Here is a 16,867-nt window from a genome sequence, read left to right on the forward strand (position 1 = left end):
AACCTCCTGGCGAGTTATCAATAAACCACCAGCTAATTCAACCCGGCAAACACGCCGGTTCTGCCAAGTTATTATTGAACTGTTTACGATAATCACTTGGGGAACAACCGACATGGCGCATAAATAATTTGGCAAAATGGTCGACGTTTTCGTACCCTACCCGCCAGGCGATCTCATTGAGGCTATTATCGGTATTGGTCAGCGTAAACTTGGCCTCGGTGATCCGGCGCTGAATAACGTAATTAATCGGTGATATATGATATTCGCGGGCAAACTCATGGCAAATATAGCTGACGCTGGCGCGAAACTTTTTAGCTAACTGTTCGAGAGTGATCTTTTCACGATAGTTATTATTCAAATAAACCAGTACATCCTTCACCAGCACATCTTTCTTTATGTATCCCAACTCTGAACGGTAAGCGTTTTTAAAGTTCTCATAAAACAGTGCGGTGAGGGCATAACCATAAGCATCGTAAATCGATGAGCTTAACTCGTTTTTCTGCTGGGGTAGCCTCACGCCGAGTTCATGAAGGATCGTTTTTATCACCTCTCCCCCTTGCCCAACGGAAACTACCGGGCAGGAGTGAGGCTGTAAAATCTGATTCTCTTCCCAGCCCTGAAACTTGAAGCCATGGACGGCACAGGTATAGGTGGTAGCCGGAGAGGTGCAGTCAGATGCTACCGCATGGAGTCGGCCAGGCTCAATAACCACGATATCACCAGCGTGTGCCACGTAGTAAGAGGAGTCGATGACCAGCCTGGCCACCCCCTGCTTAACGTAAATCAGTTCGCTCTCATCATTATGCACATGATGCCCAGACTCCCAGTTGGGATCGTCACTGATGACGAACCGCGAGAGTTTTGGCGTCATCCCCTGCGCAAAAAGGGCTTCTTTTTTATTATCGAAACAGCGCTGAAACATGGCAACCTCCACACAATACAGTTGGCTTTGGCAAAATGATCAGTGGCTAAAATAGAGCGACAGAAAACAATATACAATATGAGCCCAGACGACTAAAACAAGATAGTTTGCCCCGCATGCAAGATGGCACGAAAATAAAATCACGACGTTCGCGCCGCCGGCTTACCTTACTCACTGGCAAACCATTTTCCCGCACGGCAATCCATCCGTTGTTAGCCATTTTTTTGCAAGATTGTTAGCAACAAAAACAGATTATCCAGTCGTAAATCCCCCTGCGCACTCGCAATATATTGTCATGCTTTTTGTCCTTTCCGCTGATAGAACGCTCTCTGCCGCCAGCGAGCGACCCACAGGAGATATCATGAAAATAATAACCTGCTTTAAGCTGGTCCCCGAAGAGCAAGATATTGTGGTTACCGCACAACGTACGCTCGATTTCGATCACGCCGAAGCCAAAATCAGCCAGTTCGATTTGAATGCGATCGAGGCCGCCACCCAACTGGCCACCGAGAACGATCAGATTACCGCGCTCTGCGTGGGCGGCTCGCTGCTGCAAAACTCCAAGGTGCGTAAGGACGTGCTGTCGCGCGGCCCTCATGAGCTTTATCTGGTGCAGGATGCGCAACTGGAAAACGCGCTGCCGATGGATACCGCACACGCACTGGCCGCCGCCGCAGATAAAATCGGCTTTGACCTGATGCTGTTTGGTGAAGGTTCCGGGGATTTGTATGCACAACAGGTGGGCCTGTTGGTTGGGGAGATCTTACAGCTCCCTACCGTTAATGCCGTCAGCCAAATCCAGTTTGCCGGTGACCGTGTGCTGGTTGAGCGCACGCTCGAAGAAGAAGTAGAAGTGCTTGAACTGCCGCTTCCAGCGGTGATCTGCGTAACCTCAGATATTAACGTTCCCCGCATTCCGACAATGAAGGCGATCCTCGGCGCCGGGAAAAAACCGGTCAATCAGTGGCAAGCCAATGATATCGCCTGGAGCCAGACGCCGCCTTTGGCCAAGCTGGTCGAGATCACCGTACCGCCGCAGAAACAGCGCCAACGCATCATTCTGGAAAACGACTCGCCGGAAGCCATTGCCGAGCTGGCGGACCATCTGAAAAAAGTGCTGAACTAACCCACGACTGGAGAAAATCATCATGAGTAAACTGACAAACGTATGGGTGTTCAGCGACAACGTTGAGCGCTACGGTGAACTGATGGCAGGTGCACGCCAGTGGGGCGAGCATGTTTATGCCCTCGTGCAGGACAGCGAACAGGTTGCCCGGCTCAAGTCTCTGGGGGCAGACGGCATCTACGTGCTGGAGAAAACCTCTGCACTGCAGCGTATTGAAAATTATGCTGAGACCCTGGCGGATATCCTGAAAGAGGTGAACGGCGAACAAACTCCAGCCTTGGTGCTGATGGCTGCCACCAAACGTGGTAAAGCACTCACCGCCCGCCTGGGGGTACTGCTGAACGCAGCGGTGGTGAACGATGTGACCGCCGTGCACGTCGACGGGGCTGATTTCATCGCCGAACACCGTATGTATGGCGGATTGGCCTTCGGTAAAGAAAAGATCAACTCCACCACCGCCATCATCACCCTGGCTCCCGGTGTGGTGGAACCTGCCGCTGCCGACCCGGCGCATGACTGCCTGGTCACTCAGCTCAGCTATGTTGCCCCGCGTCAGGAAATCCTCTGCAAGGAGCGCCGTGCCAAAGCGCTGAGCAGCGTCGATCTCAGCAAGGCCAAACGCGTGGTTGGTGTCGGACGTGGGCTGGCTGCACAGGACGACCTGAAAATGGTCCATGAGTTGGCAGCCCTGTTAGGAGCAGAGGTTGGCTGCTCTCGCCCTATCGCCGAGGGCGAAAACTGGATGGAACGCGAGCGCTATATCGGGGTATCTGGCGTGCAGTTGAAATCCGATCTCTACCTGATGCTGGGCATTTCCGGGCAGATCCAGCATATGGTCGGCGGCAACGGTGCCAAGATCATTGTCGCGGTGAACAAGGACAAAAACGCCCCGATCTTCAACTATGCCGACTACGGCCTGGTGGGCGACATTTACAAAGTGGTCCCAGCCCTGATCGACCAATTAGGTCATTAACCCTTTGATTCACCGCACGCATCTCGCCGCACACCCGCGGCGGGATAGGGAGCATAAGCATGTCGGATGATAAATTTGATGCCATCGTGGTCGGTGCTGGCGTCGCTGGTGCCATAGCCAGCTACGTGATGGCGCAGGCCGGGTTGGATGTACTGGTCATCGAACGCGGCAACAGCGCTGGCAGTAAGAACATGACCGGGGGGCGCCTGTATGCCCATAGTCTGGAACGCATTATGCCCGGGTTCGCTGAGGAAGCGCCGGTAGAACGTAAAGTCACCCGCGAAAAGATCTCATTCATGACGGAAGAAAGCGCCGTCACGCTCGATTTTCACAGCGAGAAACCGGACATTGCCGCCCAGGCATCATATACCGTGCTGCGCAACCGGTTCGATCCCTGGTTGATGGAAAAAGCCGAACAGGCCGGAGCACAGTTTATCTCGGGTGTCCGCGTCGACGCGCTGATACGGGAAGGTAATCAAGTCACCGGCGTGCAGGCGGGCGACGATATCCTGAAGGCTGACATAGTGATCCTGGCTGACGGCGTGAATTCCATGCTCGGCCGCTCGATTAACCTGGTGCCCCCCTCTTCACCGCATCACTATGCGGTAGGCGTCAAAGAGCTTATCGGTTTATCCCCCTCGGTGATCGAAGATCGCTTTAACCTCTCTGGCAATGACGGAGCCGCCTGGCTGTTTGCCGGTTCCCCGTCCAATGGCCTGATGGGGGGCGGATTTCTCTATACCAACCGGGACTCCATTTCTTTAGGGCTGGTATGCGGCCTGGGGGAGATTGGCCACGCGGGGAAAAGCGTACCCCAGATGCTGGAGGACTTTAAACAGCACCCCTCCATTCGCCCACTGATCCAGGGAGGAAAACTGCTGGAGTACGGCGCGCATCTGGTTCCGGAAGGCGGCAAGGCCATGGTGCCAACGCTGGCTGACGGCGGCGTGATGATCGTCGGCGACGCGGCAGGATTCTGCCTGAACCTGGGCTTTACCATACGTGGCATGGATCTCGCTATTGCATCGGCACAGGCCGCCGCCAATACGGCCATCGCGGCCAAGCAGCGGCAGAACTTTTCCGCCAGCAGCCTGGGGGAATATAAGCACGCCCTGGAGCAAAACTGCGTGATGCATGAGGTGCACCACTTTCGCAAAATCCCTGCGCTCATGGAAAACCCGCGCCTGTTTACCCAGTATCCGCGCATGGTCGCGGACATCATGGGGGATATGTTCACCATCGATGGCAGCCCCACTCAGCCCGTGCGTAAGGCTCTGATGAAAAGGGTGAAACAGATTGGGCTGATGAATTTATTGAAAGACGGCATCAAGGGGGCAACAGCGCTATGAGCAGCGAAAATCCGGTCAACGTAGACGTCAAACTGGGCATCAACAAGTTCCATGTCAATGAAGGCCATCCGCACATCATTCTGGTGGATAACCCCAATATGGACGAGTTCCGTAAGCTGATGCTGGCCTGCCCTGCCGGGCTGTATAAGCAAGACAGCGCAGGCAATATCCATTTCGATTCCGCCGGTTGTCTGGAATGCGGGACCTGCCGCGTGCTGTGCGGCGACACCATTCTTAAGCAGTGGGAATATCCTCTGGGGACGTTTGGCGTTGAGTTTCGCTACGGGTGAGCGTCTGCCTGAAAGAGCGTGCCAGCCCCTCACCCCAACCCTCTCCCGTAGGGAGAGGGAGCTGATAGCCCTTGCACTTTTGGCAGTAAAGAGACCCTATCAGCAAACCGCTCGTCACTGATCAAAGGTGGGTCACTACAATTTCAAACACGCTCGATCGGTCCCTCTCCCTATGGGAGAGGGTTAGGGTGAGGGGCAATGTTTACCGGACCAGAACAGTTCACCATCCCCCCAGAAATAATGAATAGAGATAAACAATGAGTGTCACGATAAAACTCAATCCCGAACGCCGGGCCAAATACCGGCAGCAAGGTTTTTGGGGCGATGCCTCGCTTGCCGATTACTGGCATCAAACGCTGCAGGCCATGCCGGAAAAGATTGCCGTGATCGACAATCGGGGAACATCCTACACCTATGCCTCCCTCGACCGCGCAGCAAGTAGCTTGGCAACATGGCTGATCTCCTGCGGTATCCAACCGGGTGACCGCGTCGCATTTCAGCTTCCCGGCTGGTGTGAGTTTACCGTGATCTACCTGGCCTGCCTGAAAACGGGGGCAGTTTCCGTTCCCCTGCTCCCCTCTTGGCGAGAGGCCGAGCTGGTCTGGGTGCTGAACAAATGCCAGGCCAGGGTGCTGTTCGCGCCGACCTCGTTCAGAAACACCCGGCCAATTGACCTCATCCTGCCGCTGCGGGATCAGCTTCCCGATCTGCTAGAGGTCGTTGCCGTCGACAAGCTTTCCCCCGCAACCACAACACCTGCACTTAGCCAGTTGCTGCGGGATACTCCGCCACTGACCACGCCGATCAGCGTGCATGGCGATGAACTGGCCGCCGTACTGTTCACCTCCGGCACCGAAGGCAAGCCCAAAGGCGTGATGCTGACGCACAACAATATTCTGGCCAGCGAGCGTGCCTACTGCGCACGACTCAATCTTACCTGGCTGGATACCTTCCTGATGCCCGCTCCGCTGGGGCATGCGACCGGTTTCTTGCACGGCGTGACGGCCCCCTTTCTGATTGGCGCACGCAGCGTCCTGCTCGATATCTTTAATCCGCTCGATTGCCTTGCCCTGCTGCAACAAGAGCGCTGCACTTGCGTACTCGGAGCAACGCCTTTTGTCTATGACCTGTTATGCACCCTGCAACAGCAGCCGCACGACATCTCATCGCTACGCTTCTTCCTGTGCGGCGGCACCACCATCCCGAAAAAAATTGCCCAGGACTGCCTGCAAATGGGCATTAAACTGCTCAGCGTCTATGGCTCAACGGAAAGTTCGCCCCACGCGGTGGTCAACCTGGACGATCCCCTTTCCCGCGTGCTCAACACCGACGGTTTTGCCGCACCTGGGGTAGAAATCAAAGTGGTAGATAAAGACCGCAATCCACTCCCCTACGGCGAAGAAGGTGAAGAAGCCTCACGTGGCCCCAACGTATTTATGGGGTATCTGGATGAACCCGAGCTGAGCGCCCGTGCGCTGGATGAGGATGGCTGGTACTACAGCGGTGACCTGTGCCGCATGGACGCTGACGGCTACATTAAAATTACTGGCCGCAAGAAGGATATTATCGTGCGTGGCGGGGAAAATATCAGCAGCCGCGAAGTGGAGGATATCCTGATGCAACATCCTCGTATCCATGATGCCGCTATTGTTGCCATGCCGGATGAACGATTAGGGGAAAGATCCTGTGCCTACGTGGTGCTAAAGGCCGCTTACGGTTCACTCACCCTGGAGGAGGTCATCGCGTTCTTCGGGCGCAAGCGGGTCGCCAAATACAAATACCCGGAACATCTGGTGATGGTGGACAGCCTGCCGCGTAACGCCTCGGGCAAGATACAAAAATTCCTGCTGCGTCAGGATATTATCCAGCGTCTTGGCGAAGAGGTTAAACAGGCGGCTATGGGGAAAAGAGACGATGTTCGCATTACGGAACAAGCAAAATGAAAGGCTCTGGCAACAGGGCTCGAACCTGTGTCCAGTCGGATGGAGAGCCGACTGCTCTACCACTGAGCTATACCAGAGTTAGGGCTATTATCTACGAGCCGTCAGCCCGGTCAAGCGGGCTAACCGCCTTTCCCGGAAAAATAGCCCGCCTTGCGCAGTATCAGGGCGATCTCCGGCTTATCGACCACCACGCCATGAACCAGCTCCGGCGTTGGCACAAACGCCACCGCCTGCCGATTGCGGCGTGGGCCGATCCACCCCTTGTTATAAGGATCGACGCCAAACTGCTCGCAAACCCGCTGCACATCGGCTTTGGTGCAACTGCTGGCACCAGAAAACACTTCCCAAGGCAACGGCAGATGCGCCCACACCTGAGTATCCGGCTCCAACCCACCGCCCGTCTGATAGTGCCAGGCGGCGACGTCCCCAGCCATCAGGCGCAGCACTTTGCCCAGGCACATCTGTTCGACCATCTCCTCCATCCCTAATACGACAGCCAGCGCAAGCCACCCTTGCCGGGCGCTGTTCCAGGCTCCGGCCAAGGCATTCCAGGTAGAGGAGTCGTCGCCACGCTTCACAATCATGGTCTGGCGATTGAAGGTATTGCGTTGCCAAATCAATTGTAGCAATCCGGCCAGTTCATTGAGCTGTGCCAGATAGAGAGTGAACAGGCTCAGCTTTTGCCGATCGTCGAGGTGCTTTACGATGTCACGATCCGGCATGATATGGGCAATGGCGTACCAGCCTGCCGATGTCGGCGCCTGTTGTACCCGCGCCAGCAGCATCTCGCCAATCTGGTCAAAAGCACGATCCTGTGCCTGGTTGGTAAACACGCTGCGGCGGTTCAGGCGGGCGGAAAGCCAGGCAATAAAGCAGGCAACGTCCGGCGTGGAGGCAAAATCCTCATAGCGGATCATCATCGCCAGCCCAGATTTGGCCATCCGGGTCGCCTGGTATTTTTGCGTTTCCAGTTGGTAGGTCGCCAGCTTGCTCTCAAAACGCTGCAGAAAACGGAACAGCTTGTTATAGCGCCGTTTGGAGATATCCATGCCCGCCTGCTGCCGCTGCGCACGGCTGAAACGGTCGGCCATAAAATTATTACTGCCTGGGGCTTTCTGGATCTCCACCGATAGTTGCTCAATCAGTTGGCGAACCTGTTGAATATCGCTGCAATCAATGCTGTCCAACACCGGGGCACCAGCAAACAACTCCCCTGCCTTCGCCACCTGTTTCTCTGGAGCAATCGGTTGACGAAACTCCTGCATCATCGAGGTCATCTGTACCAGGCCGGACTTCAGTGACCCAGCTGCCGCCTGTCGTAGCAGAGCCGTTTCTACGGGTGTCAGGGAGTCCCCCAATTGCGTGAGGATCAGTTCAGCCACGTCTTCCGGGCGAAGGCGGGCTTGCAGTGAGGAGAACAGCCGAGCGAGGTTATCCATCAGGGTTAATCCATTAAAAAGTTAAAATCTTAAGGGGGTCAGTTGATACAGGCTTCAGCCTGAGCATCATCCAAATGACATACTGTTGACTATTTTGATAGAGGTCAATTGATCAACCAGTTTAGTCGTGAAATGCCCCCTGCGACCAAGTTAAACTCACCGAACCTGGCCCAGAGCCTGCTGCTTTGTTATTCCTACCGCGTTCACCTTGGAGCACAGAATTGTTTAAAAACCTGATAAATCGGCTAGTGCTGATCGCTGCCGTCGCCTTGCCTGCCGCTGCCAATGCGGCTCCTAACGTGCAGGTGGGGTTTTCGCCTGAGGGCTCGGCGCGGGCGTTGGTGCTCAACATTATCGGCCACGCACATCGGTCCATCCAAATGATAGGTTATTCTTTCCAGGCACCCGATATCACCCAGGCGCTGGTAGCGGCGCACAATCGGGGAGTGGAGGTGCGCGTGGTAGTCGACAAACGCCGGAATCAGGGCAAAACCAGCCAGACCGCGATTAACTTCGCGGCCACTCACGGCATACAGATGCGCATCGATGGGCATTATCATATTCAGCACGACAAGACGATTATTGTCGATGGCAAGACGGTGGAAACCGGCTCGTTTAACTATGCTCCCTCAGCTGAGACACTAAATAGCGAAAACGTAGTGGTACTGCGCCATATGCCCGACGTTACCAGGCAGTTCATCGCACACTGGCAAAGCCGCTGGGATTTGGGCCTCCCTTACAAGGTGAGGCTTGAAGCCACGAAACGGCCACATTGATGAATTCTACTCATAGTGCCTATCCTATTATCCGTGATTATCTCCCTGCCTTTACCCGCTAACATAAGTTCATCTGCAAGCGCGACCAGTGCTTTCTTCTCGCATCGCGATCCGGCCATGGTGGAACGGCTGACCGGCCGCAAACTCGACGTTTAACGACATAAAATTGGAGAAATTCCCGAATGCAAACACGTTATCTCGGTAAATCCGGGTTGGAAGTGTCAGCGCTGGGCCTGGGCTGTATGGGGTTGAGCTTCGGCTATGGCCCGGCAACGGATACCCGTCAGGCCGTTGAACTTATCCGCGCAGCCGTTGAGCGTGGCGTGACCTTTTTCGATACCGCCGAAGTGTATGGCCCGTATCTGAATGAAGAAGTGGTCGGCGAAGCCTTAAAACCCTTGCGCGATCGGGTCGTTATCGCCACTAAATTTGGCTTTACCTTTGGTGATGACAACAAACAGCAGATTTTAAACAGCCGACCAGAGCATATCCGCCAGGCAGTGGAAGGCTCACTGCGCAGGCTTAAAACCGACGTGATCGATCTGCTGTATCAACACCGCGTCGATCCCGATGTTCCCATTGAAGACGTTGCGGGTACCGTGAAGGATCTGATTGCTGAAGGTAAGGTCAAACACTTCGGCCTGTCAGAGGCTGGCGTGCAAACCATTCGGCGCGCTCATGCGATACAGCCGGTTACCGCCCTACAGAGTGAATACTCAATGTGGTGGCGTCAACCTGAGCAGGAAATCCTGCCGGTGCTGGAAGAGTTAGGGATTGGATTCGTGCCATTCAGCCCATTGGGCAAAGGCTTTTTGACCGGAGCCATCAAGACCGGCACGACGTTCGGTGAAGATGATTTCCGCAGCAAGGTGCCGCGTTTTGCCGCAGAGGCGCTGGAAGCGAATGAGCAGTTAGTCAGCCTGCTGACAATACTTGCCACAGAGAAAGGCGTGACGTCAGCGCAAATTGCTCTGGCCTGGCTACTGGCACAAAAACCGTGGATTGTGCCCATCCCAGGGACAACCAAACTGCATCGGCTGGAAGAGAATCTGGGGGCTGCAGATCTCATTCTTTCCCAGAATGATTTGCTCAAGATGACTCAAGCGCTGGAGAAGGTGAAAATCGTGGGTGAACGTTATCCGGCCGCCTTACAGGCGCGCGTGGGTCGTTAAGGTTTCTCTGGCTTGCGGTTTCCCGCAAGCCATTTAATCACCCCAGCGCAACGCATCAATCAATAGAGCAAACGCGGGAGGATGCTGCTTTCTACTGGGGTAATAGAGATAGTAACCCGGGAAAGAGGGGCACCACTCTTGCAGCACCTGAACAAGTTCGCCGGATTTGACCAAGCCCTGGACCATATCCTCTGGCACGCAGGCGAGGCCAAACCCTGACAGCACCGCGTCGATTCTCTCCGACAACAAGTTCAACGTCAGTTGGCCCTCAACCCTGACGCGCAGCGGCTTGCCTGCTTTCTCAAACTCCCAGTGATATAAGCCGCCTGCGGTAGGTAAACGCATATTAATGCACTGATGATCCTGCAGTTCATGTGGTGTCTGCGGAATGCTGTTGGTGGCGAAATACGCTGGCGCGCCAACCACCACCATACGCATATCCGGGCCGATCTTCACGGCAACCATGTCCTTATCGACGCTTTCGCCAAGGCGAACTCCGGCATCGAAACGCCCATCCACAATATCGATAAATCCGTTATCTACCACCAGCTCAACGTTGATTTCCGGGTATTGCCGTAGAAACGGCTTTAGCTTTGGCCATAGCAGGCTGCGCACCGCATGTTCGCCCGCCGAAAGCCGAATATTACCGGAAGCGGAACCATTCAGTTGAACGAGAGCTTCCAACTGCTGTTCAAGGTCTGCAATACGGGGTTCGAGACAGGCAATGATCCGCTCACCCGCCTCCGTGGGGGCAACGCTGCGAGTGGTTCTAGTTAGCAGACGCAGGTTTAAACGCTCCTCCAGCGCCTTTATAGCGTGGCTGAGTGCAGACTGTGAAACACCCAGCTTACCCGCCGCTTTGGTAAAACTTCTCTCCCTCGCCACGACGAGAAAAACCTGTAGCTCATTGAAGTTTTCTTTCAGCATGCGTATTCCCTTGGTTGACGTAAACCTTGCCTGTTCGGACAGAACTTATGAAACTAGTTCATAGACACTACCATTTTAGCGCCGTTATCGACAAAGGTTGCTGATAACTCGCCAACAAAAATGTTCTCATACCGCCAGATTTTTTGGATGGTGCTATATTTTATGAACTGACCTCTCCCCACCGAGACGATATATGAAGAAACATCCTTTTAGCGTTGCCATAGGTGTTTTATCTACCGACATGTCATTTTCGGCGGGCACTGCCAGAGTAGATGAAAAATATCAATATTCATAAATCATTATCCACTACAGTCAATGATAACCCACTAATACACGCCTAACAGACAAGGTGGCGCAACCAATAGCGCACTTTCCTAATCCGTCGGGTGAGTTTACTTAGCCGAGGCCACCATGTTCCTAAACTACTTTGCGTTAGGCGTACTCATTGTTGTCTTCCTCGTCATTTTTTATGGGATCATTATTCTCCATGACATTCCTTATCTGATTGCAAAATCGCGCAATCATCCGCATGCGGACGCGATCCATGTCGCAGGTTGGGTCAGTTTGTTTACTCTGCATGTGATGTGGCCTTTTTTATGGATATGGGCCACGTTGTATCGGCCTGAGCGCGGTTGGGGCATGCAAGGCCAGCAAGATCCATTTGTCCGCTTAGAGCAAAGAATAACCGAGCTGGAACAAAGCATCAGCGAAACCAAAACACCTTCTGCGGAGTAACTCCATGGACTTGCTCATTATTCTTACCTATGTTGCGTTGGCCTATGGCATATTCAAAATATTTAAAATCCCGGTAAACAAATGGACGGTCCCCACCGCAGCATTGGGTGGTGTGGTTTTAGTAGGTGCACTGATTTTATTAATGAATTATAACCACCCCTATACCTTTCAAGCGCAAAAGGCCGTGATTTCCATTCCCATTACCCCGCAGGTGACTGGCATCGTCAGTGAGGTCACTGATAAGCAGAATACCTTTATCAAAAAAGGTGACGTGCTTTTTAAAATAGAACCGACCCGATATCAGGCACGTGTCGATAGGCTACAGGCCGATTTAATGACGGCAATCCATAGCATCCAGGTGCTTCAGGGGCAATTAGATGAAGCCGTCGCCCATACCTCTGGGGTGATTGCCGAACGCGATCGTTTATATAAAGACTACCAGCGCTATATTAAAGGAAGCCAGGCCAAGGTAAACCCGTTCTCCGAAAGCGACATTGATAACGCCAGGCAAAATTTTCTGGCACAGGATGCGCTGGTGAAAAGTTCATTGGCTGAACAGGCACAGATTAAAAGCCAACTAAACAGCGTCGTCAACGGAGAACAGTCGCAGATAGTCAGCCTACGAGCCCAGTTGACAGAAGCCAAATACAACCTCGACCAAACCGTGGTTCGCGCCCCCAGTAATGGCTATGTAACCCAGGTGCTTATCCGCCCAGGAACTTACGCGGCGGCGCTACCATTGCGCCCGGTAATGGTGTTTATCCCGCAACAAAAACGGCAAATCGTCGCGCAATTCAGACAAAATTCGCTGTTACGCCTGAAATCGGGCGATCAAGCCGAGATCGTCTTCAATGCGCTACCTGGCCAGGTATTTCAGGGGAGACTGACCAGCATACTTCCCGTCGTTCCCAGCGGGACATACCAGGCGCAGGGAACCCTGCAATCATTAAGCATGATACCGGGTTCCGATGGCGTGCTGGCGGTGATTGAGTTAGAGCCGAATGCGGATGTTGATGCCTTGCCAGACGGGATATTTGCCCAGGTGGCGGTGTATTCCGATCACTTTACCCATGTCTCCGTGATGCGTAAGGTGCTGTTACGCATGACAAGCTGGATGCACTATCTCTATCTTGATCATTGATCGTAACAAAGCGGGCGGATGAATGGACAGCAAGAGCGGACCTTGTTGCAGCGCTTGTTTCTACAAAGGCAAACCACGCCCTGAGGACAGGGCGATGGGGCTTGGCTTCACAAGTCGTTACAGCGGAACCCGGCAACATAGTCGATATAAAAACGCATATGTTCTGCGTTGTTATTTTCAAGATCATAAATATTTAACATCAGCTGCATTTCATAATCGGGTGATTGATTGATGGTTCTCACTTTTCGATCATTGATAAAGAAATCAATCTTGCTTTCCGTCCATGCAATGGCGTAAGTGTTGAATAGAGTGACATCAATCTCAACAGGCTCCTCATAGAATTCGTCCCTAATGCGGGCATCGCCAAAGGGATGAACCCCATAACCAATCAGAGAGTAGCCGTTACGGATATTCTTACCCTTAAGCTCGAAGAGGCAAATCTCCGCAGACCGCTCGGGGAGATCTTCGTAACCTATCATCCAGAGTGCAGCGACATTGTTTGCTGCAATAAGGCATTTGGCTCGCAGTTCGAAATAGCCATATTTTGGCAGATATTTTTTCTCAGCCACCTGTGCCTGACGCACCCGGCAGTCTGGCGAAAAGCGATGCTGACCAAGTAGTGACCCCTCCGGGCCAGAGTAAACACCGGTTTGCAGAGAAGATACTCTGACTTCCCCATTAAACTCCGGGCACCAGGGCTGTTGATCTTGCTCGATATTAAGTGAAAAGCCGTTTTCAGAAAATTCGAATCTGGGTGAGGATAACTCCCGGCTACTCCACTGCGGTAGATAGTAGGGAAGCCAATGAGACTCATCGAGATAACCGCGATCAAACCCGTCATAAAATTCCAGCTGGTATCTTTCCCCGTCAATGAATTTTTGGCTTGCAATTTTCATTATTACCCACCTGAAATATAACAATGTTGCTTTAGAATTTATGTGTTGGTTAAAGATGCCGGTTAACCAATGGGCGATCAGAGACTATCAAACTTGAAACGAGTCGCTATCTGCGCTCAATCAATATTTGTGGGCTTGCTTGCAGAATTATTTAATCTGGAACCACCAGCCAAGGCGATAATGATACCGACAGCCCCATTTTTGACGCTGGTCTGGCGCATCAAAGCGCTGAAAGACGATGGGCTTCGGGGGGAGGTCATTGTATCAACAAAGGCATAAACTGATTTCCTGTAGACAAAGGTGTATTTTTTGGCCCTGGGAGGACCGATGCTTGATTCCTTTTACTGGATTAATGAACCCGAACAATGGCAGTGCGATAGCGGCAAGTTAAGCATTGTCACAAATGACAAAACCGACTTCTGGCAAAAAACCTGGTACGGGTTTGAGCGTTTTTCAGGGCACATCTTCGCCACCGACGTCAGTGAAGACTTCACCTTTCAGGTTAAGGTCTGCGCGGACTTCACCACGCTGTATGACCAGGCCGGGCTCATGTTCATGACCGATGACCAACACTGGCTTAAAGCCGGCATTGAGTTTAACGACGGCGCTCCCGCAATCGGCAGCGTGCTGACGCTGGAGAATTCAGACTGGGCAACCGGCACCTTTACGGATGATCCGCGTGAATTCTGGCTTCGCTTGACCCGCAAAGGCAACAGCCTGCGGTTACAATACTCAACGGAGGGTCATCACTGGCCGCTGCTACGCTTGTGTTATTTTCCGCAGGGCCCAGCGAAAATCGGTGTGATGTGCTGTACGCCTGAACGTCGCGGGTTATCGGTGGATTTCCTGAATATCACGCTAACTCCGCCGGTGGATAAAACATTACATGACCTAAGTTAATCGTTCGAGTCTGTGCGATTCAGTATGCTGGATCGCCTTCACTCTCGCCCGACAACATTAGCGTTGATGTATCAAGGATCACACTTTTAAGTGGCTGCTTATTCCCATACAAAAAACATGTGTTAACATCGTTGCGTAAAACCCTTTCAACTCATACCGAGGCTTTGATGCTGGAGAATGTAATCATCCGATAATCAGCTTCCCGACCTTTTCAGGCCGGACTGATTATCAATGCGCCGAAATCGAATGCGGACACCGCTGTGTGTTTGCACGTTTTGCACATGATGATTAACAGGTTTTTCAGCATGAATTTATCCCGTCAGGAACAACGTACCTTACACGTTCTCGCCAAAGGTGGACGTATTGCGCACGTCCGCGATACATCCGGCCGCGTCACTTCCGTTGAATGCTACAGCCGTGAAGGGCTGCTGCTCAGCGACTGCACGCTCGCCGTATTCAAAAAACTCAAAACCAAAAAGCTGATCAAGTCCGTCAATGGACAACCGTACCGCATCAATACCAGCGGGCTGAACAACGTTCGCGCCCAGTTGGACAACCGCTAAGGAGAGTGTGATGGACATCAACACGATTATTTCTGGCTCCCACCCCATAAAACTGTCGCCAGATGAAAGCAAAATCCCTTGGAACGATCCGGCGTTTAGCCAACGCATGCTGGAGAACCACTTGTCGCAGGAGCACGACTGGGCCAGCCGGAAACTACCGGTCATTGAACGGCAGGTGGCATGGATCACCAGCCAGCTCCCAGCAGGCGCACGCATTCTCGATCTCGGCTGCGGCCCCGGCTTTTACACCCGCATGCTTACAGAGCAAGGCTTTCACTGTACCGGCGTGGATTTCTCTCCAGCATCTATCGCCTATGCCCGTCAGCAAGCACAGGCGGCAGGATTGGTCATTGAATATATCGAACAGGATGTACGGATGTACTCCCCGGAGAAGCGGTTCGATTTCATCATGATGACCTTTGGTGAACTGAATGTCTTCAGCGCGGTGGACGCCCATACCTTGCTTAGCCGTTGCGCACAGTGGTTAGTTCCAGGAGGCAAGCTGCTGGCAGAAGTGCATACCTTTGATGAAATAAAGCGTCAGGGCATGGCTGCACCGAGCTGGCAACGCTGTCCGCAAGGACTGTTTCTCGCCAGGCCTCACTTGTTATTGACGGAACACGCCTGGGATGAAACGGCGCAGACCAGCTCAACGTTGTTCTGGGCCATCGAAGAAAATGGTGACGCTATCCGCTTTGGTAACCAAATGACGGCCTGGCACGATGAAGAATATCTCCACCTGATCGGTGATTGCGGCCTCACCGTGCTCCCCGGCCCGGATAGTGCAGCATGGCCAGTCAGCGAAACGTTCGAAGGAAAACTGATTGCCCTGCTGGCAGAAAAAGCAATCACAGCAACCTCTGACACTACACAAATCAATGAAAGGAATTCTGCATTGGATATCCCACGTATTTTCACTATCTGCGAAAGTGCTCACCGCATCCATAACCCGTTCACGCCCGAGAAGTACGCCACTCTCGGCGCAGTATTACGTATGGCTCCAGGCACGAGAGTGCTCGACCTCGGCAGCGGTTCGGGGGAGATGCTCTGCACCTGGGCGCGCGACTACAACATCACCGGTACTGGCATCGACATGAGCCCGTTATTTACTCAACAGGCCAAACTGCGCGCAGAGGAACTCGGTGTCACCGATCGCGTCGATTTTATCCATAACGACGCTGCCGGTTACGTAGCCGATGAAAAATGTGACGTGGCGGCCTGCGTCGGTGCCACCTGGATTGCTGGAGGCGTCGCCGGGACTCTCGAGCTGCTGAGTAAAAGCCTGAAACCTGGCGGGCTCCTGCTAATCGGTGAGCCTTACTGGCGTCTGTTGCCGCCGACGGAAGAAATCGCTAAAGAGTGTGGCGCCAATGCCCTCTCAGACTTTCTCCCCCTGGCAGATCTTGTCACCTCTTTCGACACGCTCGGTTACGACGTCGTAGAAATGGTGTTGGCAGATCAGGAAGGTTGGGACAGGTACGTAGCAGCCATGTGGTTGACGATGCGCCGGTGGTTAGAGGCAAACCCCGACGATGACATGGCGGAGGAAGTCCGGACACAGTTGACGACAGCGCCAAAACGCCACGTGGCGTTCACGCGTGAATACCTTGGCTGGGGGGTGTTTGCTTTGATGGCTCGATGATCCAAAGCGGCGAGTGAGCCAATAGCCAGAAACAACAAGGGCGCAGTATCTACACACTGCGCCCTTTAGCATC

16 protein-coding genes, 1 tRNA gene and 1 pseudogene are annotated in these 16,867 nt (G+C 53.3%); 13 read left to right on the plus strand and 5 right to left on the minus strand.

Annotation, left to right across the window (positions count from 1 at the left end; all coding sequences use genetic code 11):
• Positions 1–37: 37 nt before the first annotated feature.
• Positions 38–922 carry an AraC family transcriptional regulator gene (locus ACKWMY_RS12505; RefSeq protein WP_024528720.1) on the minus strand — a complete coding sequence of 295 codons (885 nt, stop codon included), beginning with the start codon at positions 920–922 and terminating at the stop codon, positions 38–40.
• 361 nt (positions 923–1,283) lie between these two features.
• Here ACKWMY_RS12505 and ACKWMY_RS12510 point away from each other — a divergent pair, with 361 nt between their 5' ends.
• From ACKWMY_RS12510 to fadK, 5 genes are all read left to right on the plus strand, one after another.
• Positions 1,284–2,048, plus strand: a complete 765-nt coding sequence (locus ACKWMY_RS12510; RefSeq protein WP_409486376.1) for an electron transfer flavoprotein — start codon at positions 1,284–1,286, stop codon at positions 2,046–2,048.
• 22 nt (positions 2,049–2,070) lie between these two features.
• Positions 2,071–3,021, plus strand: coding sequence for an electron transfer flavoprotein subunit alpha (locus ACKWMY_RS12515; protein ID WP_065683857.1), 951 nt, complete (start codon positions 2,071–2,073; stop codon positions 3,019–3,021).
• A 59-nt stretch (positions 3,022–3,080) separates the two neighbouring features.
• The gene (locus tag ACKWMY_RS12520; RefSeq protein WP_409486377.1) at positions 3,081–4,370 is read left to right on the plus strand and encodes an FAD-dependent oxidoreductase; all 1,290 of its coding nucleotides are present in this window, start codon (positions 3,081–3,083) and stop codon (positions 4,368–4,370) included.
• Positions 4,367–4,660, plus strand: a complete 294-nt coding sequence (locus tag ACKWMY_RS12525; RefSeq protein WP_024483667.1) for a ferredoxin — start codon at positions 4,367–4,369, stop codon at positions 4,658–4,660. Before ACKWMY_RS12520 ends, ACKWMY_RS12525 begins: the two co-directional genes overlap by 4 nt.
• Before the next feature lie 257 nt (positions 4,661–4,917).
• Positions 4,918–6,603, plus strand: coding sequence for a medium-chain fatty-acid--CoA ligase (gene fadK, locus ACKWMY_RS12530; protein WP_409486378.1), 1,686 nt, complete (start codon positions 4,918–4,920; stop codon positions 6,601–6,603).
• A gap of 4 nt (positions 6,604–6,607) precedes the next feature.
• On the opposite strand, the gene ACKWMY_RS12535 is transcribed toward fadK, so the two are convergent.
• Positions 6,608–6,680, minus strand: a tRNA-Glu gene (locus ACKWMY_RS12535).
• 42 nt (positions 6,681–6,722) lie between these two features.
• On the minus strand, positions 6,723–8,042 hold the full coding sequence (locus ACKWMY_RS12540; RefSeq protein WP_409486379.1) for a hypothetical protein: 1,320 nt from the start codon (positions 8,040–8,042) through the stop codon (positions 6,723–6,725).
• 233 nt (positions 8,043–8,275) lie between these two features.
• On the opposite strand from ACKWMY_RS12540, the gene ACKWMY_RS12545 reads away from it, so the two are divergent.
• The 3 genes and pseudogenes from ACKWMY_RS12545 to ACKWMY_RS12555 all read left to right on the plus strand — a co-directional run bounded on the left by ACKWMY_RS12545 (position 8,276) and on the right by ACKWMY_RS12555 (position 9,990).
• Positions 8,276–8,818, plus strand: a complete 543-nt coding sequence (locus ACKWMY_RS12545; protein ID WP_024528962.1) for a phospholipase D family protein — start codon at positions 8,276–8,278, stop codon at positions 8,816–8,818.
• 78 nt (positions 8,819–8,896) lie between these two features.
• Positions 8,897–8,974, plus strand: a pseudogene (locus ACKWMY_RS12550) (aldo/keto reductase); the annotation flags it as partial.
• Positions 8,975–9,000: 26 nt separating this feature from the next.
• Positions 9,001–9,990: an aldo/keto reductase gene (locus tag ACKWMY_RS12555; RefSeq protein ID WP_409486380.1), complete on the plus strand. Its 990-nt coding sequence runs from the start codon at positions 9,001–9,003 to the stop codon at positions 9,988–9,990.
• Between the two features lie 33 nt (positions 9,991–10,023).
• Here the strand turns inward: ACKWMY_RS12555 and ACKWMY_RS12560 are convergent, their stop codons facing one another.
• Positions 10,024–10,917, minus strand: a complete 894-nt coding sequence (locus ACKWMY_RS12560) for a LysR family transcriptional regulator (RefSeq protein ID WP_024528964.1) — start codon at positions 10,915–10,917, stop codon at positions 10,024–10,026.
• Between the two features lie 411 nt (positions 10,918–11,328).
• Between ACKWMY_RS12560 and ACKWMY_RS12565 the strand changes: the two genes are divergently transcribed.
• The gene (locus ACKWMY_RS12565) at positions 11,329–11,652 is read left to right on the plus strand and encodes a DUF3302 domain-containing protein (RefSeq protein ID WP_024528965.1); all 324 of its coding nucleotides are present in this window, start codon (positions 11,329–11,331) and stop codon (positions 11,650–11,652) included.
• Between the two features lie 4 nt (positions 11,653–11,656).
• Positions 11,657–12,793 (plus strand): HlyD family secretion protein, encoded by a 1,137-nt coding sequence (locus tag ACKWMY_RS12570; RefSeq protein ID WP_024528966.1) that lies wholly within the window; start codon positions 11,657–11,659, stop codon positions 12,791–12,793.
• A 107-nt stretch (positions 12,794–12,900) separates the two neighbouring features.
• Here the strand turns inward: ACKWMY_RS12570 and ACKWMY_RS12575 are convergent, their stop codons facing one another.
• On the minus strand, positions 12,901–13,689 hold the full coding sequence (locus ACKWMY_RS12575; protein ID WP_409486381.1) for a glycoside hydrolase family 16 protein: 789 nt from the start codon (positions 13,687–13,689) through the stop codon (positions 12,901–12,903).
• Between the two features lie 327 nt (positions 13,690–14,016).
• Here ACKWMY_RS12575 and ACKWMY_RS12580 point away from each other — a divergent pair, with 327 nt between their 5' ends.
• The 3 genes from ACKWMY_RS12580 to ACKWMY_RS12590 all read left to right on the plus strand — a co-directional run bounded on the left by ACKWMY_RS12580 (position 14,017) and on the right by ACKWMY_RS12590 (position 16,794).
• Entirely contained in the window at positions 14,017–14,589 is a 573-nt protein-coding gene (locus ACKWMY_RS12580) for a DUF1349 domain-containing protein (RefSeq protein WP_409486382.1), read from the plus strand.
• Positions 14,590–14,894: 305 nt separating this feature from the next.
• Positions 14,895–15,152, plus strand: a complete 258-nt coding sequence (locus ACKWMY_RS12585) for a YjhX family toxin (protein WP_024483657.1) — start codon at positions 14,895–14,897, stop codon at positions 15,150–15,152.
• 10 nt (positions 15,153–15,162) lie between these two features.
• A complete protein-coding gene (locus ACKWMY_RS12590) occupies positions 15,163–16,794 on the plus strand; it encodes a methyltransferase domain-containing protein (RefSeq protein WP_409486383.1) in 1,632 nt (543 codons plus the stop codon).
• Positions 16,795–16,867: the final 73 nt, after the last annotated feature.

Origin of the sequence: Serratia sp. J2, from assembly GCF_046269175.1 — a bacterium.
In the GTDB taxonomy this organism is placed as follows: domain Bacteria; phylum Pseudomonadota; class Gammaproteobacteria; order Enterobacterales; family Enterobacteriaceae; genus Chania; species Chania fonticola_C.